Annotated in this window: 19 protein-coding genes; 7 read left to right on the top strand and 12 right to left on the bottom strand. The window is 65.9% G+C overall.

The window, feature by feature from the left end; translation table 11 throughout:
• The first annotated feature begins 195 nt into the window (after positions 1-195).
• Positions 196-2,361: an anthranilate synthase component I gene (locus HZZ16_RS15710; protein ID WP_197949348.1), complete on the top strand. Its 2,166-nt coding sequence runs from the start codon at positions 196-198 to the stop codon at positions 2,359-2,361.
• Positions 2,362-2,509: 148 nt separating this feature from the next.
• Entirely contained in the window at positions 2,510-3,049 is a 540-nt protein-coding gene (locus HZZ16_RS15715) for an adenine phosphoribosyltransferase (protein ID WP_197949349.1), read from the top strand.
• A gap of 18 nt (positions 3,050-3,067) precedes the next feature.
• Here the strand turns inward: HZZ16_RS15715 and HZZ16_RS15720 are convergent, their stop codons facing one another.
• The 10 genes from HZZ16_RS15720 to HZZ16_RS15765 all read right to left on the bottom strand — a co-directional run bounded on the left by HZZ16_RS15720 (position 3,068) and on the right by HZZ16_RS15765 (position 13,454).
• Positions 3,068-3,736 carry a hypothetical protein gene (locus HZZ16_RS15720; RefSeq protein WP_197949350.1) on the bottom strand — a complete coding sequence of 223 codons (669 nt, stop codon included), beginning with the start codon at positions 3,734-3,736 and terminating at the stop codon, positions 3,068-3,070.
• 62 nt (positions 3,737-3,798) lie between these two features.
• Positions 3,799-4,551: a P-loop NTPase family protein gene (locus tag HZZ16_RS15725; protein ID WP_197949351.1), complete on the bottom strand. Its 753-nt coding sequence runs from the start codon at positions 4,549-4,551 to the stop codon at positions 3,799-3,801.
• 208 nt (positions 4,552-4,759) lie between these two features.
• Positions 4,760-5,968 (bottom strand): M48 family metallopeptidase, encoded by a 1,209-nt coding sequence (locus HZZ16_RS15730; protein ID WP_197949352.1) that lies wholly within the window; start codon positions 5,966-5,968, stop codon positions 4,760-4,762.
• Positions 5,969-6,114: 146 nt separating this feature from the next.
• Positions 6,115-6,675: a LemA family protein gene (locus tag HZZ16_RS15735; protein ID WP_197949353.1), complete on the bottom strand. Its 561-nt coding sequence runs from the start codon at positions 6,673-6,675 to the stop codon at positions 6,115-6,117.
• Between the two features lie 138 nt (positions 6,676-6,813).
• A complete protein-coding gene (locus HZZ16_RS15740; protein WP_197949354.1) occupies positions 6,814-7,791 on the bottom strand; it encodes a small ribosomal subunit Rsm22 family protein in 978 nt (325 codons plus the stop codon).
• A 112-nt stretch (positions 7,792-7,903) separates the two neighbouring features.
• Positions 7,904-11,368: a chromosome segregation protein SMC gene (smc, locus tag HZZ16_RS15745; RefSeq protein ID WP_197949355.1), complete on the bottom strand. Its 3,465-nt coding sequence runs from the start codon at positions 11,366-11,368 to the stop codon at positions 7,904-7,906.
• A gap of 217 nt (positions 11,369-11,585) precedes the next feature.
• Positions 11,586-12,242, bottom strand: coding sequence for a DsbA family protein (locus tag HZZ16_RS15750; RefSeq protein WP_197949356.1), 657 nt, complete (start codon positions 12,240-12,242; stop codon positions 11,586-11,588).
• Positions 12,243-12,369: 127 nt separating this feature from the next.
• Positions 12,370-12,867: a DUF721 domain-containing protein gene (locus HZZ16_RS15755; RefSeq protein WP_197949357.1), complete on the bottom strand. Its 498-nt coding sequence runs from the start codon at positions 12,865-12,867 to the stop codon at positions 12,370-12,372.
• Between the two features lie 10 nt (positions 12,868-12,877).
• Entirely contained in the window at positions 12,878-13,198 is a 321-nt protein-coding gene (locus HZZ16_RS15760) for a HigA family addiction module antitoxin (RefSeq protein ID WP_036024868.1), read from the bottom strand.
• Positions 13,173-13,454, bottom strand: a complete 282-nt coding sequence (locus tag HZZ16_RS15765; RefSeq protein ID WP_197949358.1) for a type II toxin-antitoxin system RelE/ParE family toxin — start codon at positions 13,452-13,454, stop codon at positions 13,173-13,175. The genes HZZ16_RS15760 and HZZ16_RS15765 overlap by 26 nt, the downstream gene beginning before the upstream one ends.
• A gap of 82 nt (positions 13,455-13,536) precedes the next feature.
• Between HZZ16_RS15765 and mutY the strand changes: the two genes are divergently transcribed.
• Positions 13,537-14,625: an A/G-specific adenine glycosylase gene (gene mutY, locus HZZ16_RS15770; RefSeq protein WP_197949359.1), complete on the top strand. Its 1,089-nt coding sequence runs from the start codon at positions 13,537-13,539 to the stop codon at positions 14,623-14,625.
• 65 nt (positions 14,626-14,690) lie between these two features.
• Complete coding sequence (locus HZZ16_RS15775; protein WP_197949360.1) at positions 14,691-15,113, top strand: PaaI family thioesterase; 423 nt, start codon at positions 14,691-14,693, stop codon at positions 15,111-15,113.
• A gap of 207 nt (positions 15,114-15,320) precedes the next feature.
• Here the strand turns inward: HZZ16_RS15775 and HZZ16_RS15780 are convergent, their stop codons facing one another.
• Complete coding sequence (locus HZZ16_RS15780) at positions 15,321-16,598, bottom strand: flavin-dependent oxidoreductase (protein ID WP_197949361.1); 1,278 nt, start codon at positions 16,596-16,598, stop codon at positions 15,321-15,323.
• Between the two features lie 127 nt (positions 16,599-16,725).
• Here HZZ16_RS15780 and HZZ16_RS15785 point away from each other — a divergent pair, with 127 nt between their 5' ends.
• Positions 16,726-17,346, top strand: a complete 621-nt coding sequence (locus HZZ16_RS15785; RefSeq protein ID WP_197949362.1) for a glutathione S-transferase family protein — start codon at positions 16,726-16,728, stop codon at positions 17,344-17,346.
• Positions 17,347-17,546: 200 nt separating this feature from the next.
• Here the strand turns inward: HZZ16_RS15785 and HZZ16_RS15790 are convergent, their stop codons facing one another.
• The gene (locus tag HZZ16_RS15790) at positions 17,547-18,464 is read right to left on the bottom strand and encodes a LysR family transcriptional regulator (RefSeq protein WP_197949363.1); all 918 of its coding nucleotides are present in this window, start codon (positions 18,462-18,464) and stop codon (positions 17,547-17,549) included.
• Between the two features lie 91 nt (positions 18,465-18,555).
• Here HZZ16_RS15790 and HZZ16_RS15795 point away from each other — a divergent pair, with 91 nt between their 5' ends.
• Together HZZ16_RS15795 and HZZ16_RS15800 are read left to right on the top strand one after the other, a co-directional pair.
• Positions 18,556-18,999 (top strand): nuclear transport factor 2 family protein, encoded by a 444-nt coding sequence (locus HZZ16_RS15795; RefSeq protein WP_197949364.1) that lies wholly within the window; start codon positions 18,556-18,558, stop codon positions 18,997-18,999.
• 511 nt (positions 19,000-19,510) lie between these two features.
• Positions 19,511-21,520, top strand: a complete 2,010-nt coding sequence (locus HZZ16_RS15800; protein ID WP_197949365.1) for a methyl-accepting chemotaxis protein — start codon at positions 19,511-19,513, stop codon at positions 21,518-21,520.
• Positions 21,521-21,569 lie beyond the last annotated feature (49 nt).

Below are 21,569 nucleotides of genomic sequence, written 5' to 3' on the forward strand. Positions count from 1 at the left end.
GCCATGGTGAGTATCCGCCCATGAGCACCGCCGTCCGCCCAGCCCGTCTTTGGTGGCGCACCTCCTGACGAGGTGGCCGGTGCGCTTTCTTTTCCCAAGATCGCTCGAGGTCGCCAGCACAGCGCGGCGGCCTGATCGTTTGTCCTGTGTGGCGTTCCCTCGGCAAGTCTCGTAAGAGGACCCCAAGAGGATCACATGAACAGGACAGTTTTTGCCCTCCCGGCTCGAAGCGACTACGTGACCCGCGCGGGTCTGGCGATCACGCGCGTGGCCGAGCAATTCACCGGCGGCGCCAACCGGCTCGACGATCTCGTCAGCCTGCTCGACCGCCGCCGCGGCGTGGTGCTGTCCTCAGGGACGACCGTGCCCGGCCGCTACGAGAGCTTCGACCTCGGCTTCTCCGATCCGCCACTCAAGCTCGAGACCGTTGGCGTCAATTTCAAGCTGGAGGCGCTGAACGCACGCGGAGAGGTGCTGATCGCCTTCCTCGGCGACGTCCTGCGCGAACCTTGCGTGGTGATCTCTGAAAAGACGGCGACGCGCCTTGCCGGCCACATCATCCGCGGCGATGCGCCGGTCGAGGAGGACCAGCGCACTCGGCGCGCCAGCGTGATGTCGCTGGTGCGCGATCTCGTCGCCGCCTTCTCCGCCAACGATGACGGCCTGCTCGGCCTGTACGGTGCCTTTGCCTACGACCTGGTCTTCCAGATCGAGGACCTCGTGCAGAAGCGGCCGCGCGAGGCCGACCAGCGCGACATCGTGCTCTACGTGCCCGATCGCCTGCTGGCCTACGACCGCGCCACCGGCCGCGGCGTGGTGCTCTCTTATGATTTCGCCTGGAAGGGGAAGTCGACCGAAGGCCTGCCGCGCGAGACCGCCGATAGCCCCTATCTGAAGACGCCGCGCCAGGGCTTTGCCGATCACGCACCCGGCGAATATCAGGCCACGGTCGAGACCGCGCGCGCCGCCTTCGCCCGCGGCGATCTGTTCGAGGCCGTGCCCGGCCAGCTGTTTGCCGACCCCTGCGACCGCTCGCCGGCCGAAGTGTTCCAGCGCCTCTGCGTCATCAACCCGTCTCCTTACGGCGCGCTGATGAATCTCGGCGAGGGCGAATTCCTGGTTTCGGCTTCGCCCGAAATGTTCGTGCGCTCGGACGGCCGCCGCGTCGAGACCTGTCCGATCTCGGGCACGATTGCGCGCGGCATCGATGCGATCGGCGATGCCGAGCAGATCCGCCAGCTCCTGAACTCGGAGAAAGATGAGTTCGAGCTCAACATGTGCACGGACGTCGACCGCAATGACAAGGCGCGCGTCTGCGTGCCCGGCACCATCAAGGTGCTGGCGCGTCGCCAGATCGAGACGTACTCGAAGCTGTTCCACACCGTCGATCACGTCGAGGGCATGCTGCGCCCCGGCTTCGACGCGCTCGATGCTTTCCTCACCCATGCCTGGGCGGTCACCGTCACGGGTGCGCCAAAGCTGTGGGCGATGCAGTTCGTGGAGGACCACGAGCGCTCGCCGCGGCGCTGGTATGCCGGTGCGATCGGCGCGGTGAATTTCGACGGCAGCATCAACACGGGCCTCACCATCCGCACCATCCGCATGAAGGATGGCCTCGCCGAGGTGCGCGTCGGCGCCACCTGCCTGTTCGACTCCGATCCGGCCGCAGAAGACCGCGAGTGCCAGGTCAAGGCCGCCGCGCTATTCCAGGCGCTGCGCGGCGACCCTCCGAAGCCGCTGTCGACCTTCGCGCCCGATGCCACCGGCTCGGGCAAGCAGGTGCTGTTGATCGATCACGACGACAGCTTCGTGCACATGCTCGCCGATTATTTCCGCCAGGTCGGCGCCAGCGTCACCGTGGTCCGCTATGTGCATGCGCTCGACATGCTCAAGCAGAAGAGGTGGGACTTGCTGGTGCTGTCGCCCGGCCCGGGGCGTCCCGAGGATTTCGGGATCAAGAAGACCATCGATGCGGCACTGGAGAAGAAGCTGCCGGTGTTCGGCGTCTGTCTCGGCGTGCAGGCGATCGGCGAATATTTCGGCGGCGAGCTCGGCCAGCTCACGCATCCCGCCCACGGCCGGCCCTCGCGGGTGCAGGTGCGCGGCGGCCGCCTGATGCGCAACCTGCCGAACGAGATCGTCATCGGCCGCTATCACTCGCTTTTCGTCGAGCGCGACAGCATGCCGGAGGTGCTCAGCGTCACCGCCAGCACCGAGGACGGCGTCGCCATGGCGCTGGAGCACAAGACCCTGCCGGTCGCCGGCGTACAATTCCATCCGGAATCGCTGATGTCGCTCGGCGGCGAGGTAGGGTTACGTATTGTCGAAAATGCGTTCCGGCTGGATGCTGGAGCGAATTGACCATGGACCGTCATTGCGAGGAGCCCGCGAAAAATTGCGAAGCAATTTTTGCGCTGGCGACGAAGCAATCCAGATTGTTGCTGCGGAGAAGATCTGGATTGCTTCGCTTCGCTCGCAATGACGGTGGAAAAGCCAGAGCGAGATAACCATGACCTTTGACCACGACATCAAGGCGAGCGTTCGCACCATCCCGGACTATCCCAAGCCCGGGATCATGTTCCGCGACATCACCACCCTGCTCGCGGATGCGCGCGCGTTCCGGCGCGCGGTGGACGAGCTCGTCAATCCCTGGGCCGGCAACAAGATCGACAAGGTCGCCGGCATGGAGGCGCGCGGCTTCATCATCGGCGGCGCCGTGGCGCACCAGCTCTCGGCGGGCTTCGTGCCGATCCGCAAGAAGGGCAAGCTGCCGCACGCCACGGTGCGCATCGCCTATTCGCTCGAATACGGCATCGACGAGATGGAAATGCATGTCGACGCGATTCAGCCCGGCGAGCGCGTGATCCTGGTCGATGACCTCATCGCCACCGGCGGCACCGCGGAAGGCGCGGTAAAGCTCTTGCGCCAGATCGGCGCCAACGTGGTTGCCGCCTGCTTCATCATCGACCTGCCCGAGCTCGGCGGCGCCGCCAAGCTGCGCGCCATGGACGTGCCGGTGCGCACGCTGATGTCGTTCGAAGGGCATTGAGCGTCCTGGTCGTTTCGCCTACGACCGCTGCAATATCAGGCTCAGCTCCAGCTCCCGGAACGCGATGTAGTTGCGCCGGGTCCACTGGTGCAGTTCGGTCGAGGAGTCCTTTTCCTGGCGCAGATAGCCGGTGAAGGAGAAATTCAGCCGGTCGATATAGGTCTTCAGGAAACCCGGCAGCGCCGGAAGGCGGAACAGCCGGCCGCCTCCCATCGCGGGCGGCAGCTCGCCGCGGACGACATATTCGTTGTCCACCGTGACCAGGTTCATCCGCGGGATCTGCCCGCGCAGCATCTCGTGGGCGCGCGCCGAGACGCGGTCGGTGTCGGCGACGAACAGGATCATGGGCGCCACGTGCCGGCGCGCCGCCTCCTTCAACAGGCCGATCTCGTCGGTCATCTTGAAGAACTCGTCGAAGGCGTGGAAGCCGAGGTCGATCACCTTGGCAAGGCCGTCATCGACGATGACGCGGTCCATGAGCTGCATCTTGCCGTAGGTGTCGATCACGTCGGCGGTCTCGGTCACCTTTGGCAGGTAATCGAGCAGCGACGGCTCCTTCAGGTTGACGTCGAAGGCCGCGACGTTGCCGTTCTTGAGCAGCAGGAATTCCGTGAGCAGCCGCGCCAGCAAGGTCTTGCCGACCTGCGGGCGAGGCGAGCAGATGATGTAGACGGGCGTTGCAGGCATCGACAGCTATTATCTGGGCCAACTCACCGCCCAATCCAGCCGTATCAGCCCGGCTCGCGCAACTATTTTTCGCTGTTGCGGGTCACCGGCTTCGAACCAACGATGTCGGTCAGGCGGATGCGGTCGAACTCGCTCCAGACATTGGCGAGCCAGTGCCGGACATAGCCGCGCAGCACGAAGGAATAGTTCGCGCCCTCGTCGTTGATGCCCTTGTTGGCGACGAATTTCAGGAACGGGACCGAGGACACCTCGACCTGCTCATAGGCCATTTCGTTGAGCTTGGGGATGGTCAGCTCGGTCGCGTCCTTGATGCGGTGGAAGTAGGAATTATAGGTCGCCTGGTCCCACTGGAAGAACTGGGTATCATTGATGAAGTTCTTCACCAGGAAATATTTCGCGCCGGACATGAAGCCCGCGGTCTCCGCGATCTCCTCCAGCGAGGCGATTGAGGGTCCGAGGATGTGGAACACGGCGAAGGTGATCTGGCCGGCCTTGGCGGCGTCGAGGAAGCCGATGTCGCGGAGCGAGGCCAGCGCCGGCGAGAGCAGGCCGGCGCGGACGTCGATCACGGTGACCGAAGGGCTGACAGCGTTGAGCGTGTCGAAGATCTTCATCTGGTCGGCCGTCGTCGTCATGTCGACGATCTCGGTGATGTCGGGGTGGAAGCGTTTCAGGGTTCCGCGCGGCGACTCTGTGTCGAACGCCCGCGTCGGCACGTTGTTGGCCGAGAAATAATCGAGCAGGGTGCGCGATACAGTGGTCTTGCCGACCCCGCCCTTGTCCGCGCCCACCACAACCACTGCCGGCTTTGCCATTGCTGTCCCCTAACGCGCGCCCCCGATCGCGAGGTCGCAATCGGCCGGGCCCCAAATCGATGTCCCAAAGGACGTCCCGAGTCTGCTGTTGGGCGCGAACATGGCAGAAACAAGGGAGAATTCAATTCCTTGCGCTCCACTTACGGCAATTCCCGAGGTTTTTCCCGATTGCCGGGAAACCCGCCACATGAAGCAGCAAATCGCGCCACTAGTGACGGCCCCACGGTCCCATCTGATTGGCTGCCGGGGCTCCTGAGGGACTGGGCGCGGGAACGGGCGGGTTGGCGGGAGCGGCTGCATCGCCCCACGGCCCCTGCGAGAGCGGCGGCGGCCCGTCCTGCGCGCCGGCTTGTTCGGTCTCGAGTTGTGCCGTCTCTTCGGCGGGGTCCGGCAGCGGGCCCGGATCATGGCCGCCGGCGAACTTGATCAGCGCGTCGACCCGGGACTGCACGGAAGGGTGGGTCGCGAACAGGTCGGCAAAGCCCTCGCGCGGATTGTCGACGCAGAGCTCCATCACCGCCGAGGTGGCGCCCGGCAGCTCGCCACGGCCCTCGATCTTACGCAGGGCCGAGATCATCGCGTCGGGATCTTTCGTCAGCTCGACCGAGCCGGCATCGGCGAGATATTCGCGCGACCGCGACAGCGCGAGCTTCACCACCTGCGACAGCAGCCAGGCCAGCACGATCAGCACGATTGCGATGATGATGACGATGATCGCGCCGCCGCCGGAGCTCTTGCTGTCGCTCGAAGACGACGACCGCGACGACGAGGACGAGCCTGATGACCACGAGCCGCCGGAGCCGGAGCTCCAGTTCAGATTCGTGAACAGACGGAAGAACAATTCGCCGAAGAAGCCGACCACGCCGGTGATGATGACGGCGACGACCATAAGCTGCACGTCGCCATTTTTGATGTGGGTCAGCTCGTGGCCCAGCACCGCCTCGATCTCCTTGTCGTTGAGCGCATCGAGGAGGCCGCTGGTGACCGTAATGGAATATTGCCGCGGATTGAGGCCAGTCGCGAACGCGTTCAGCGCCGGGCTCTCCATGATCTTCAGCTTCGGCATGGTGATGCCGCGCGAGATGCAGAGGTTCTCGAGCAGATTGTAGAGCCGCGGCTCCTCCTGCCGGGTGACGTCGTGGCCGCCGGTCACGGCATCGATCATCGACTGGTGAAAGAAATAGGCAATCGCGATCCAGACCGCCGCCACAACGGTTGCGACGGGCGCGGCCTTGAGCAGGTCAGCGAAGGCGCGGCTCAGATAGTAGGCGACCGTGCCATTGTCGTCGATGAAGACTTCGGCGACCAGTGCGCCGGCATAGACCAGCACATAGACCAGCGCGAACAGGCCGGCGAGCAGCAGCATCGAACGAAGCTTGTTCGAGGCGATATGCGTGTAGAGACCATACGCGGCCATGGCTGCTTCCGTTTGCTCCTTGTCATTCCGGGGCACGCCAACGGCGTGAACCCGGAATCTGGAGCTTAGTGCCTCGGTCGAGGTTCCGGGTTCGCGTCTTCGACGCGCCCCGGAACGACAAGGGTGAGAAGCCGGTCACGCAACAATCAGAACTTCACCTGCGGCACGGTCTCAACGTCGGTCCGGCTGGCGCCGAGATCGAAGAAGTCCTTTCTGGTGAAGCCGAACATGCCGGCGAACAAGGCGGCAGGCAGCTGCTGGATCCCGGTATTGTATTCCTGCACCGCGTTGTTGAAGAAGCGGCGGCTCGCCGCGATCTTGTTTTCGAGGTCCGAGAGCTCGGAGGCGAGCTGCTGGAAATTGGCGTTGGCCTTGAGGTCGGGATAGGCTTCCGACAGCGCAATCAGCCGGCCCAGCGCGCCGGAGAGCTGGGTCTCGGCCGCGGACACCTGCGCCGGGCCCTGCGCCGACATCGCCGAATTGCGCGCCTTGATGACGTCGTCGAGCGTGCCGCGCTCGTGCGAGGCGTAGCCCTTCACCGTCTCGACCAGGTTCGGGATCAGGTCGTGGCGTTGCTTGAGCTGCACGTCGATGTCGGCAAAGGCCTGGCCGACACGTTGGCTCAGGGCCACCAGGCGGTTGTAGGCGCTGAAAGCGAACAGCGCGAGGACGACGATGACGCCGAGAACGATCCAGCCGGTCGACATGGAGAACTCCTGAAGAGGGAAGAAGGCGGGCGCTAGGGTAGACGAAATTGACGCAGGATGAGAGCCCGGCGCGGAGGGAAGGTAAGGCTTGGTCGGATCAGGAACCGTCCGAGTTCAAGGCAGGCACGGCCAGCGAAATTAACTTTCGGACATGATGGCATCGCCCCAGCGCCAGCGCCGCGCGCTGGCATAGGCCGCCTTGTCGCGGCGCGGGACTTTTACCGGCGCGACCCCAGCCTCGGTGCAGAGCTTGGCTGCGATCTCGGCCTTGCCGATGTCCGGCGGCGCCAGCACGCGCGCGGCGCGGCTCGCGGGCGGGGTGCGGGTCAGGGCCACGTAGATGAAGCGCTCGTCCTCGAACGGCACCTCGGCGCCCTTGATCTGGCGGTGCGCCTGCGACCGGGGCAGGCGCTGGGAGAAATGGCACCAGTCGGGCGCGATGAGCGGGCAGGTCCTTTCGTGCGGGCAGGGCGCGGCGACGTAACCGCCAGCTGCGATCAACTGCTCGCGCAGGGCGAGGATGCGGGCATAGCCGGCGGACGTGCCGGGCTCGATCGCCACCAGTGCGTGGCGCGCTTTGGCCCACATCGCTTCGGTCAGCTTGCGCTGATCGGCCTCACTGAGCTCGCCGATGATGTAGCTGGCGATGACGAGATCGGCCTGTGAGACCTCGGCGAGATTGCCGCTGGCATCGCCGGGCAGATAGCGGCACTCCGCGAGGCGGGTGCTGTCGCGTGCCAGTTCGAGCGCGAGCCGGCTCAGCGTGGCGTTGGCGTCAAGCAGCGTGAAATCCTGCAGCGAGGGAAAGGCTTCGGCGGCCGCCCAGCTGGCGGTGCCCGGGCCAGCGCCGACGTCGAGCAATGTTTCGGGCGCGAGATCAGGCGCGATCTCGGTGAGCGCATTGAGGCTGGCCGCCACCGCCGCGTAGGTCGCGGGCATGCGCGCTAGCGCATAAGCGAGCGCATCAGCCTCCGACTTGATCGTGCCGGAGCCGCCACCGGCGCGATACGTGGTCGAGATCTTCTGCGAGCGCTGGGCCGCCTCGGTGCGAGAAAAACCCTGGAGCCTGGCGTCGAGAGCCGCTCTCAGTTCGGCAGGAAGGGTGGGGGAGATCATGTGTACCCACCGTCATTCCGGGGTGCGCGTAGCGCGAACCCGGAAGTTCGAGATTGTAGCGCGAGATTCCGGGTTCTCGCTGCGCGAGCCCCGGAATGACACGCAAGCGATCTCACGCCACGTTCTGGTCGAGGATGTCCACCGCCTCTTGCAGGCTCACCGATACCAGCTGCGAGACGCCACGCTCGGCCATGGTGACGCCGAATAGGCGGTTCATCCGCGCCATCGTGATCGGGTTGTGCGTGATGATGATGAAGCGCGTGTCGGTCGAGCCCGTCATCTCGTGCAGGAGGTTGCAGTACCGTTCGACGTTGTGGTCGTCGAGCGGCGCGTCGACTTCGTCCAGTACGCAGATCGGCGAAGGGTTCGTGAGGAACACCGCGAAGATCAGCGCCATCGCGGTCAGCGCCTGTTCACCGCCCGAGAGCAGCGACAGCGTCTGCGGCTTCTTGCCCGGCGGCTTGGCAATGATTTCGAGACCAGCCTCCAGCGGGTCGTCGCTCTCGATCAGGTGCAGCGCGGCCTCGCCGCCGCCGAACAGCTCGACGAACAGGCGCTTGAAGTGGTTGTTGACGACGTCGAACGAGGTCAGCAGCCGTTCGCGGGCTTCCTTGTTGAGGCTCTGGATGCCCTGGCGCAGCCGCTTGATGGCTTCGACCAGGTCGTCGCGCTCGGTGACGAGGCCGGTGTGCTGGGTCTCGACCTCGCGCAACTCTTCCTCGGCGCGCAGATTGACGGCGCCGAGGCGCTCGCGGTCGCGGCGCATCTTTTCGAGATCTTCCTCGATCTCGTGCAGCGGCGGAAGCTCCGCGCCGGGCTCGATCTCGGCAAGGCCGGCGACGGCCTGCGGCTCGACCTCGAGCATGTCGCGGATCTCGCGCTCGATGTCCTCGAGCCGGCGGCGGGCGCCTTCCATGCGCTCCTCGGCGCGCGCGGTGGCCTCGCGGGCACTCGACAGGGCTTCGAGGGTCAGCTTGGCGACACGGTCGGTCTCGGCCATCGCGGTCTCCGCGGTGGCGAGCGCGTCGGCGGCCATGCGGCGGTCGTTCTCGGCGTATTCGATCTCGGTGATCAGCGCGCTGCGCTTCTCGGCGAACACGGCCGGGGCGTTTTCGAGCTCGCTGCGCTCGATCGTGAGCTCGGCGATACGGGCTTGGATGGTGTCGATGTGGGAGGCCGCGCTCTCCTTGCGGTTCTGCCACTCGGTGCGCTCGGCGAGGATCGCCTGCACGCGGCGGTCGGCGAGCTCGGCTTCGCGTGCCAGCGCCTGCGCCTCGGCGCGGACCTGGGCGGCCATGCGGCGATGGCCTTCGATATCGCTGCGGACGGCGGCGAGCTGGGTTTCGGTGTCCTCGCTCGAAGGCAGCTCGCCGATGCCGGCCTGGGCGTATTCGTAAGCGGCTTCGGCTTCGGCGCGGTCGGCGGCGAGCCGGCTGTGCGCTTCCGACAGCGTCGCCTTGCGCGTGGCATGGCGGCTGATCTCGCGCTCGGCATTGGCATGGCGCTCGCGGGCGACGTTCAGCTCGCGCTGCGCGGCACGCCAGGCTTCGCGGCTCGCGGCTTCGGTGCTCGCCGCCATCTGCAGCTCGGACTCGGCGTTCTCCAGCGCCTGCCGCTTGATCTGCGCATCGATGCGGGCCTGCTCCAGCTCGTTCTCGATGTCGACGAGGCGGGCGCGCTCGGCCAGGCGCCGTGCGGCGCCGGTCGGCGCATGCGCCGCTGCGACAAAGCCGTCCCAGCGCCAGACATCGCCCTCGGGCGAGACCAGGCGCTGGCCGGTCTTGAGCTGCGACACCAGCTCGGCACCGCGCTCGCGCGGGACGACGCCGATCTGGGCGAGGCGGCGGGCCAGCTCGGCCGGGGCCTGCACATGGTTGGCGAGCGGCACGGCGCCTTCGGGCAGCTCCGGATCGCCCTCGGTGTGTCCGACATTGGTCCAGCGCATCGGCGCCGACGGGTCGATCGGCGCATCGAGATCGTCGCCGAGTGCCGCGCCGATCGCCTTTTCAAAACCCTTGTCGACGGTGATGCCGTCGATGATCGGCGGCCACAGATTCTTGGTCTCGCCGTTGACGATCTTGGAGATCGTGCGCGCCTCGGTCTCGAGCCGCTGCACGCGCTTGTCGGCCTCGACCAGCGGCGAGCGCGAGGATTCCAGCGTCTGGCGTGCCGCGACATGCGCCGCTTCGCTGGCCTGCGCCGCAGCTTCGGAAGCCGCCAGCGTCTGCTCCGCGGTCTCGACCAGTGCGGTCAGCTCGTCGAGATCGCCGAAGCCGCCGGTCTCGGCGGCAAGCTTCTGCTCTTCCGCGGCGACGTTGGCGATCTCCTGATCGAGCCGGGCGAGCTTGTCGCGATGGGTGCGGACGTTGGCCTCTAACTGATTGCGCTTGGCGGTGAGGTCGGCGAGCGCGGTGGTGAGCTCGGCGAAGCGCTGCTCGGTTTCGGTCAGCACCGCCTCGGCCTCGGCGACGCGCTCGTCGACGCCCGAGCGCTTCTCGACGCGCGACTTGATCTCTTCCTTCAGCTCGGCATCTTCCGCATCGAGCCGCTGCAGCGCGACGTCGGCGTCCATGGTCTGCTGCTGGGCACGCGAGATGTCACCCTCGAACTGGGCGAGGCGGCGCTCGAGCTCGGCGACGCGCTCCTTGGCGCGCTCTTCCTCACGGTCGAGCTGCTCGCGGGCATTGGTCAGGCGCTGCAGGCCGGCCGCGGCGCGCGCTTCGGCATCGCGCAGCGCCGGCATCTCGGCGGCGCGGATCGCCTGGATGCGGGCGGCTTCGGCCTGGTGCTGGGTGCGCTCGGCCATCTCGCGCACGGCGAGATCGTGGGTCTGGCCGGATTCGTTGACGTCGGCATGGGCGCCGATCCAGCGCAGATGGAACAGCGTGGCTTCCGCCTTGCGGACCTTGGCCGCGACCTCGCGGTAACGCACGGCCTGGCGGGCCTGCTTCTTCAGGCCTTCCATCTGGCCGGACAGCTGTCCGATCACGTCCTCGACGCGGGTGAGGTTGGTTTCGGCGGCCTTGAGCCGCAGCTCGGCCTCGTGGCGGCGGGCATGCAGGCCGGCGACGCCCGCGGCATCTTCCAGCACGCGGCGGCGCTGCTCGGGCTTGGCCTGGATGATCTCGCCGATCTTGCCCTGGTGGACGAGGGCCGGTGAGCGCGCGCCGGTGGCGGCGTCCGCGAACAGGATCTGCACGTCGCGGGCGCGCACGTCGCGGCCGTTGATGCGGTAGACCGAGCCGGCCTCGCGCTCGATGCGGCGGGAGATTTCGAGGATCTGGCTGTCGTTCATCGCCGCCGGCGCGGTGCGATCGGCATTGTCGATCGTCATCGTCACTTCGGCATGGTTGCGCGCCGGACGGTTGCCGGAGCCGGCGAAGATCACCGCATCCATGTCGGCGGCGCGCAGCGACTTGTAGGAGGTCTCGCCCATCGCCCAGCGCAGCGCCTCGACGAGATTCGACTTGCCGCAGCCGTTGGGGCCGACCACGCCGGTCAAGCCGGGCTCGATGACGAAGTCCGTGGGCTCAACGAAGGACTTGAAACCGTGAAGGCGCAGGCGGGTGATTTTCATAAGCACGCATCTCTGTTGGCAGGCGCGAATCCCCCTGCCGGGACAATACCATGGAAGGCAATGTCGCTGTCTGGGTGAGTCGCGCGAGGCGGCTCATGCGGCTGGACAATGGCCGTGGTGCGCCGCGAGGGCAACCGGCGAAAGCCGCTTTTCCCAAGGGATTTATGCCGGGAAAGATACGGCTTTCGAGATGCGAATCAGGATCTTGACGAGCGAATCAGCTCTTCAGAAGCGGGTTGATCTTCTTGGCGAACTCTTCGAACGAGGCCTCGCCCTTGATCTTCTCGCCGTTGATGAAGAAGGTCGGCGTCGAATCCACCTTGAGCACGTCGCTGGCATATTTCTGGTCGGCGGCGATCTTGTCGAGCAGCGCCTGATCCTTCAGGCAGGCTTCGACCTGCTGCTGGGTGAGGCCGGCCTGCTTGCCGATCCGCGTCAGGGTCTCGGTGGTGTTCTTCATCACCCAATCGTTCTGCTGGCGGAACAGCATGTCGGTGACCGCAAAGTACTTCGGCGCGTCGTCCTTGGCGATGCAGCGCGACAGCATCGAGCCGGCGGCGGCTTTGATGTCGAGCGGGAACTCGCGGAAGATGTAACGCACCTTGCCGGTGTCGATGTATTCCTTCTTGATCTTCGGGAACACCTGCTCGTTGAAGGCGGCGCAATGCGGGCAGGTCATCGAGGCGTATTCGGTGATGGTGACGGCGGCGTCGTTCGGGCCGAGCGCCATGTCGGGCAGCGACACCGGCTTGGCCACATCGGCAGCCGACTGCGCCATCGCGTCCGAGATGAACCGCAGCGGCGAGAGCCCGGCGAACGCGGCAAGCCCAGTCAGCGACAGCATCGTGGTGAAGGCGCGGCGGGTGATGATCAAGGTCGGCTCCCGGGATTGGCAAGGTTCGCCCGAGGTTCCCCTTCGGACGGCCTGTCGCTAGCTTGAAACGTCGTTTGAGGCAATGGTAGGCGCTACGGACAGGTCCAGTTTGGCCGCGGAATGAGGCTCAATTTCGCTTGATGGCGGCCCCGAGGCGCGCCAGCGCCGTCTTCAGTTCTTCATCTTCGATGTCGGTCAGGTTCTCCGCCACCTTGGCGACGGCCTTGGGGTCCGGCGGGCCAGGCCGCTTCCGGGCCTGCGGCCGCGACAGGGGCGCCTGGCGGAAGGCGAGCTTGCCGACCGCGCTCCAGCCGAAGAAACGGTTGACCCGTTCCAGGATCACGTCGGCCGAGTGCTGGATCTCCAGTGCCATCGGCCCCTCGACCCGCAGCACCAGGGTTGCCGGCTCCTGCGGCTGCCCCTCGACCGGCCGCGGCCATTGCATCTTGAGCGGCTCGGCATGGGCCGCGATCTCCGGCCCCGCGATCTGCACCCACCGCGTCACCAGCTCGCGCGCCGCAAAGCCCTGCTTGGCATAGGCCTCGGCAAAGACGTCGTCGAGCAGGATCCCGAGCGGTTTGGCGCTGACGGGGCCGGGCTTGAAGATGGGTCCGGATTTGGACATGGGCCGCCCGTTATGCCGCGGCGCGAGGCCGGATGGCCTTGAGGTCGCGATCGATCTCGCGTCGCCGCTGCATCAGATCATAGTCCATCTGCAGACCCAGAAAAAAGCCCTCCGACAGACCGAAATAGCGGGCGAGCCGCAGGTCAGTGTCGGCGGTGATGTCGCGCTTGCCGAGGACGATCTCGTTGATCCGCCGCGGCGGGACGTGAACGGCGCGCGCCAGCGCGTTCTGGCTGAGCTCCATCGGCTTCAAGAACTCTTCGAGCAGGATTTCGCCGGGATGGGGATTGCGGAGGAACCCGTTCCTAGTGGTAGTCGACGATTTCGACATCTCTCGGTCCTCCTTCATCCCACACAAAACAGATGCGCCACTGATCGTTGATCCGGATCGAGTGCTGACCTTCGCGGTCGGCTCTCAGGGCTTCCAGCCGGTTGCCCGGAGGGACCCTGAGATCGGCCAATATCCGTGCCTGGTTCAACAAGCGCAGCTTTCGCAAAGCCACATTCTGAATGTCAGGCGGCAGTTTTCGACTTCGCCGGCCGGACCAGATCGACTCGGTCTCGAGGTCGGCGAAGCTCTGGATCATGCCTGTGTATAACGCAATGCGTTATAGCACGCAACGACGCGTCGCGCTGGCCACAGGCGGAATCCTCCTCTAGTAAAGGCGCATGCCCTCTACGACTGCGCGCAAGAAGGAGCAGAGCACGTCGTCTGACCGTCCGCTTGCGCTCCTGCAATGGTACGACCGCCATCGGCGCCGATTGCCCTGGCGCGCGGCGCCCGGCGAGGCGTCCGATCCCTATCGCGTCTGGCTGTCGGAGATCATGCTCCAGCAGACCACGGTGAAGGCGGTCGGCCCCTATTTCGAAAAATTCGTCGCGCGCTGGCCGGATGTCACGGCGCTGGGGCGGGCTTCGCTGGATGACGTGCTGCGGATGTGGGCGGGGCTCGGCTATTATTCGCGCGCACGCAATCTCCATGCCTGCGCGGTCGCCGTGACGCGCGAGCATGGCGGCGTGTTTCCGGATACCGAGGAGGGGCTGCGTGCGCTGCCGGGGATCGGGCCCTACACGGCGGCGGCGATTGCGGCAATCGCGTTCGACCGCCGCACCATGCCGGTCGACGGCAATATCGAGCGCGTGGTGTCGCGGCTGTTCGCAGTCGAGGAGGAGCTGCCGCAAGCCAAGCTGCTCATCCAGCAACTCGCCGCGACGCTGCTGGCGGACACCCGCGCCGGCGACAGCGCGCAGGCGCTGATGGACCTCGGTGCCTCGATCTGCACCCCGAAGAAGCCGGCCTGCTCGCTGTGTCCGCTGAATGAGGACTGCACGGCGCGCGCGCAAGGCACCCAGGAGACGTTCCCGCGCAAGGCGCCGAAGAAGAACGGGACGCTCAGGCGCGGTGCCGCCTTCGTGGTCACGCGTGGCGACGAATTGCTCGTCCGCTCGCGGCCCGAAAAGGGCCTGCTCGGCGGCATGACGGAGGTGCCGGGCTCGGATTGGCTCGCCGGCCAGGACGATGCGACGGCCAAGCAACAGGCGCCGCAGCTGAAGGGGTTGTCGCGCTGGCAGCGCAAGGTGGGCGTCGTCACCCACGTCTTCACGCATTTCCCGCTCGAGCTGGTGGTCTACACGGCGAAGGTGGAGGTGCGCACCCGCGCCCCCGACGGCATGCGCTGGGTGCCGATCGCAACCCTGGCCGGCGAAGCGCTGCCGAACGTCATGCGCAAGGTCATCGCGCACGGATTGGGCCTTTAGGATCCGCCCTGCTGACAACAGGCTGTCAGCAGACCTGCGCTAATAGGGCGCAAAGGAGATCTCGCATGGTCAAGACCGCGCTCGATAACTTCCGACGGCCACCCTGCGCCGAGCTATTGGGCTGGCGTCTGCTCGATGCCCGCCCGCAGGAGGGCTGGATCAAGCTCGGCTTCGACGGCAAGCCGGAATTCTGCAACCCCGCGGGCTTCATCCAGGGCGGCATGCTCTCGGCCATGCTCGACGACACCATGGGCCCGGCGGTGCTGGTGATGAGCGAGGGCCGGCTCTACACCACCACGATCAGCATGACCGTGAATTTCCTCAGCCCCGCAAAGCCGGGGCCGATCACCGGTGAAGCCAAGGTGACACAGCTCGGCAGGACCATCGCCTTCGTCGAAGCCAAGCTGATGGCGGAGGACGGCACCGTGCTGGCGACGGCAAGCGCGAGCGAGCGATTGCTGGAGGCGGCGAGGGTGGTGGGAAAATAGTCGAGCGGCGCGCACTGCTATCCCTTCTCCCCTTGCGGGAGAAGGTGGCGCGAAGCGCCGGATGAGGGGTATGTCTCCGCGAGTCCAAAACGGCGAGTGGAATCGCGGAGAGAATACCCCTCACCCGAGTGAGCCTGCGTCTTCCGGCGGCGCTGCCCTCTCCCGCAAGGGGCGAGGGCACATCAATGGGCAGCTCGCTTCGAAGCCTCACGCCTTCGCGCGCGCACCCGCGCTCACGATCGGCGGCTTGGCGTTCAGCGCCTCGACCTGGAATCCCGCAACCCGCTTGTAGTTGGCGGCGATGTCCTCCAGCTCCTGCTGCGACAAGACGTCGGTGACGACCTTGTACCCGTCAGGCGCGCGCTCCTCGACCAGCTGCATCACCTGCTCGGGGCCGTTCTTGCGGTTGAGCAGGACGAGATCGGTGGTTGCGGGCCGCCGCTCGGCCTCATAGGCGAGCAGCGCCGCGGTCGTCGGACCGTGCGCGAGAATCTCGCGGGTGATGACGCGAGCATCGAGAATCGCCTGCGAGGCGCCGTTCGAGCCGATCGGGTACATCGGATGCGCGGCATCACCCATCAGCGTGACCTTGCCGAAGGTCCATTGCGACACCGGATCGCGGTCGACCAGCGGATATTCGTAGGCGTGCGGGCAGTTCCTGATCAGGGCGGGCACGTCGAGCCAGTCGAACCTCCAGCTTTCGAACCAGGGCAGGAACTCTTCCAGCCGCGCGGTGCGGTTATAGTCCTCGCGCCGCCACTGATAAGTCGGCGGCATGTGGCGCTCCGCGACCCAGTTGATGAGGTGGTTGCCGTTTGCGTCTGGTTCTTTCGAGATCGGATAGCAGACGAATTTCAGGATCTCGTGGCCGGCCATGATCATGGTGCGGCCGGTGAGGAAGGCCTTTGCCGGCGTGACGCCGCGCCAGAGGATACGGCCGTTCCAGATCGGCGGGCCTTCGTTCGGATAGAGCTTCTCTCGCGCGGCGGAATGGATGCCGTCGGCGGCGATCAGGATCGCACCCTCGTATGTGCCGGCGGCCTTGCCGGTCGCCCTGTCGACGAAGTCGGCGCGCACGCCGCCCGCCGTCTCGGTCCAGCCGGTCAGATGATGGCTGGTGAGGATGTTGTCGCGGCCGAGCCGTTCGAGCGCGGTGTCGAGCAGGATCTGCTGCAGGGTGCCGCGATGGATCGAGAATTGCGGCCATTTGTAACCGGCCTCCAGGCCGCGCGGCTCGCTCCAGATCGGCTTGCCGTGCTTGGAGAAATAGGCGAGCTCGCGCGTCCGCACGCCGCTGGCGTCCAGCTTGTCCAGCAGGCCGAGCTCGATCAGCTCGCGCACCGCATGCGGCAGCACGTTGATGCCGACGCCGAGCGGCTTCAGTTCCGCCACGCTCTCGAACACTTTCACGGGAACGCCGATTCCGTGCAGGCTGAGCGCAAGCGTGAGCCCGCCGATGCCGCCACCGGCGATGAGTACCGTCATGAGAAAACCCCTCCGATGGGAGGCGTCTTGGCACAGCCGGGCGGATGTGGGCAACTGCGAAGAGGATGTCGTATATGGACGGCGGGGCCGACAGCCGTTAACTTTCAGCTTTCCCATGAGGTCCGACATGCTCAAGCTCTACTACGCCACCGGCACCTGCGCGCTCGCCACCTACATCACCCTGGAAGAAGCCGGCGCCGACTACACGGCCGAACGGCTGAGCTTCAAGGACAACCAGCAGAACAGCCCGGACTATCTCGCCATCAACCCGAAGGGCCGGGTGCCGGCGTTGGTCACCGACCGCGGCGTCCTGACCGAGACGCCGGCGATGCTGGCTTATCTCGCGCAAACCTTCCCCAAGGCGAAGCTCGCGCCGCTCGACGATCCCTTCGACTTCGCGCAGGTGCAGTCGTTCAACTCCTATCTCTGCTCGACCGTGCACATCAACCACGCCCACAAGATGCGCGGCGCGCGCTGGGCGACGGAGGAGAGCTCGTTCGCTGACATGAAGGCGATGGTGCCGAAGACCATGGCCGCCTGCTTCAAGCTGATCGAGCAGAAGATGTTCAGGGGACCGTGGGTGATGGGCGATCAGTACACGATCTGCGATCCCTATCTCTACACGCTCTCGACCTGGCTCGAAGGCGACAGCGTCGACATCAATGCGACGCCGAAGATCGCCGATCACTTCAAGCGCATGTCCGATCGCCCCGCGGTGAGCAAGGTGATGGCGGCGCAGAAGGCGTAAGCGCGCCGACCACATATTCTACTGTCGTCCCGGGCAAGCGTCAGCGCAGACCCGGGACCCATAGCCACAGGGACAAGTTGTGGCGCGAGCCGATAACCACGAGTCTTCGCCAAATCACCTCCCGTGGTTATGGGTCCTGGATCGGCGCGCGCTTGGGGCGCGCTTGTCCGGGACGACATCGAATTTGTTGAAGCTGCGTCCTAACCGGCCTTCCACCTCTCCAGCTCCCGCCCCGTCTCCAGCATCAGCCACCGCAGCCAGATCGACCCGGGGTCCATCTGCGCGCGCGTCGGATGGAACATGAACTGCTCGTCGATCCCGGGATCGAACGGCGGCATCACCGTGACGAGGCCGAGCTGCTTCGACAGCGCGGCGATCAGCCGGCGCGGCACGAAGGCGACGAGATCGGTGCGCGCGGCGACGTGCAAGGCTTCGAGATAGCCCGGCACGACCAGCGAAATGTGCCGCTCGATGCCCTTGGCTCGCAGCCAGGTGTCGATCAGGTCCTCCGGCTGGCCGCGGATGATGACGCCGACATGGCGCGCGGCGAGGAAGGTCTCGCGCCGCTTCAGCTTCGCGGCCATGGGGTGGCCGCGCCGGACCGCAAGCGCGTCGCTGTCGGTGTAGAGCAGCTGGCGATGAAAGCCCTTGAAGGCATTGCCGATCGAGATCACGAGGTCGATGGTGCGGGCGAACTCGGCGTGGAAGATCGCCGGTCCCCGCCACGGCACCACGTCGATGCGGACATTAGGGGCAAGGCGCGTCACTTTCGCCATCAACGGCGGCATCAACAGCTCGACTGCGAGATCCGGCATCATCAGGCGGAATTGCCGCTCGCTGCGCGCGGCATCGAAGTCGTCAGGCACGAACAGCCCGCGCACCTGGTCGAGCGCCTGCGCCAGCGGCGCGCGCAGGGCCTGGGCCCGCGGCGTCAGCTCCATCCGTGCGCCGGTGCGTACCAGCAGCGGGTCACTGAAGATGTCGCGCAGGCGCTGCAATGCGTGGCTCGTTGCCGGCTGTGACAGGCCGATCCTCATGGCCGCGCGGCTGACATTGGCCTCGCGCAGCAGCGCATCGAGTGCGGTCAACAGGTTGAGGTCGAGCGAATTCAAATTCATGAAGTGAATATATATCATATTCCATATCGATTTGAAGAATGCTGTCGGCCGGGCGATGATCTCCGCGTTGTCACCACAAGGAGATGCCGCCATGAACGCGAGCGCCAACAAGAAACTGCTGCAGGATATCTTTGCCGCGGCCGCCAATCCCGATCCCGCCGCGCGCGACCGCGCCCTGTTCACGGCGAGCCTCGCCGACGACGCCAAATGGGTCGTCACCGGCCAATATTCCTGGTCGCGCACCTTCTCGGGCAAGGAGGCGATCCTCGGCGAACTGCACGGTTATGTGCGCACGCGCCTGCGCGACCGCACGCGCACCATCGCCCATCGCTTCATTGCCGATGGCGACATCGTCGTCGTGGAAGCCAAGGGCGACAACGTCACGCGCGAGGGTGCACGCTACGACAACGATTATTGCCTGGTGTTTCGGCTCGCCGACGGGAAGATCAAGGAGATCAGGGAATATTGCGACTCGGTCCTGACCGAGAAGGCGCTCGGCCCGTTTCCGCAAGCTTCCGCGAGAGCGGCGAGCTGACCGGCTTGAGCACGATCTGGTCTGCCGGCTGGCGCCCTTCGTTTCGACCTGCGAGGGGCGCATCGGTCTGGCGCAAGCTGGCGGAGATCATCCGGCTGCGGCGAGAGCACGCGCGGATCCATTGCCAGCTCGCCGCCATGAGCGAGCGGGAGCTTCTGGATTTCGGAATGACGCGGGCGGAAATTGAGTATGAGCTGAAGAAGCCTCTCCGATGGAAGTAGAGCAATAAGGGATGCAGCCTCGGACCACCGACGTCGGCGCCATGCATCGGCCTGCATGGTCCGGCGGATTCGCATGCGGCTTTGCATAGCTGCCGACAAAATCAGCAGATTTGGTGCGGGCCGAGACCGGGCGCGCGAGGAATTTGAAGGTTCAATTAAGAAGTGTCCCCCATTGTGTCGCGGTGCAGCGTAGGCCGCCAGGACGCGGCGCGCGGCTGCCGGAGTGGCCGTGACGATCGCCGGAGTTGTTCGGTCCCTCGAATTCACATGCATCTGGGTGGACAGTGGGAATGTCGAAATTTCGTTTGCGGATCAGGGGACGCCTGTACGCAGGCTTCATGGCCCTGGTGGCGGTTGGTCTCGTGATGGCGGTGGTTGCCGTCTGGAATTTGCGGGACGTGCAGGATCAGGTCGCAAGACAATCCGCCCTCTCGGACAGCACGGCGCGGGTGCTGGAAATATCGGCCCATCTGCAAGCGATTCAGCGGGCCAATTTGCGCTACGTCTACGACGCCAACGAATCCGCCATGAAGGAGGCGCAAGAGCGGGAGACCGCGGCGAGCGAGCTGCTCCGGGTCGGCGCGCAGGGGACGCTCTCCGAGGAGCGGCGTGCGCTCTATAACGGCCTGATCGACGACATCGCCAGGATGCGACGCCTGCGTGACAATCTCGGCGACGCCGTCAACGAGACGAGAACGGGCAAGGCGACGCTGCTGCCGAGCGGCGAGGACCTGGCCAACAAGACGAACAAGCTCGTCGACGTGGCGCGCGCCGCCGTCGATGAAGATACCGCTTCCCTCGTCGCCGATCTCGAATCGCGAATCCTGCTCGTGAGGATCGTAAACTGGCGTTTTCTGGCCCTTCGCGATGTACAGGGCCCTGCGACCTTCAGGGCGAACGTCGACAGGGCATTACAACGGCTCGGCGCACTCGAAAAGAGCCCGCAGGCGGCGGTGTTGCGCGCCACGCTGGTGCCGGTGAAGACCTCGCTTGAAACTTACAAGACGGCGTTCGAGGCGACGTCGGCCGCGATGCTTCAGGCCGACGAGATCTACCACAAGAACCTCGCGCCCCTCATCGTCGACAGCATCGGCAAGCTCAAGACCGCGGAAACGACCCTGAAGAAGGACTACCGGGACTCGCGGAACAATGCCGAAGCCGTGCTTGCGGGAACGACGACCGTTCAGGAGATCGCAGGCATCCTCGCCATTCTGTTCGGCGGCATCGTTGCGTTCCTGATCGCGCGCAGCATCGTCGGTCCGCTGACCTCGATGACGCAGGCGATGGGGCGGCTTGCCGGTGGCAATCTCGAGGTCGAGATTCCCGGCCGCGGCAGGGCCGACGAGATCGGCGACATGGCCAAGGCGATCCAGGTGTTCAAGGACAACATGATCGAAACCGAGCGCATGCGCGCCGAGCAGGCCGCGCTCGAGGCGCGGCAGGCCGAGACCCGAAAGGAAGACATGGCCAGGCTCGCCGATCAATTCGAGCAGGCCGTGGGCGAGATCGTCAACACGGTGTCGTCGGCATCGAGCGAGCTCGAAGCCTCCGCCGGCACGTTGACCATGACGGCCGCGCGCGCCCAGGACCTCTCGACGGAGGTCGCCAGCGCCTCGCAGGAGGCCTCGGCCAATGTGCAGGCGGTCGCCTCGGCGACCGAGGAGCTCTCCTCCTCGGTCTCCGAGATCGCCCGCCAGGTGCAGGAATCCGCCCGCATCGCCACCGAGGCCGTGGGTCAGGCGAGCCGGACCAACGAGCGCGTCGGCGCGCTCTCCAAGGCCGCCGCGCGGATCGGTGATGTGGTCGAGCTGATCAGCACCATCGCCGGCCAGACCAACCTTTTGGCGCTGAACGCCACGATCGAGGCGGCGCGTGCGGGCGAAGCCGGACGCGGCTTTGCGGTGGTCGCTACCGAGGTGAAGGCGCTCGCCGAGCAGACGGCGAAGGCGACCGGCGAGATCGCCCAGCAGGTCTCCGGCATCCAGGCCGCGACCGAGGAGTCCGTCGGCTCGATCCGGGAAATTAGCGGCACCATCGAGCGGCTGTCGGAGATCTCGTCGACGGTTGCCGCGGCCGTGGAGCAGCAGGGCGCGGCGACGCAGGAGATTTCCCGCAACGTCCAGCAGGCGGCCCAGGGCACGCAGCTCGTCTCGACAAACATCGGCGACGTGCAGCGCGGCGCCTCCGAGACCGGCTCGGCCTCCGCGCAGGTGTTATCGGCGGCGCGCTCGCTCTCTGCCGACAGCAACCGGTTGAAGCAGGAAGTCGCCAAGTTCCTGACCTCGGTCCACGCCGCCTGAAGTCTCATACGCAAGAGGCCACGCGCATGCGCATGGCCTCGAAGCGGCG

Origin of the sequence: Bradyrhizobium glycinis (assembly GCF_016031655.1) — a bacterium.
Lineage (GTDB): Bacteria > Pseudomonadota > Alphaproteobacteria > Rhizobiales > Xanthobacteraceae > Bradyrhizobium > Bradyrhizobium glycinis.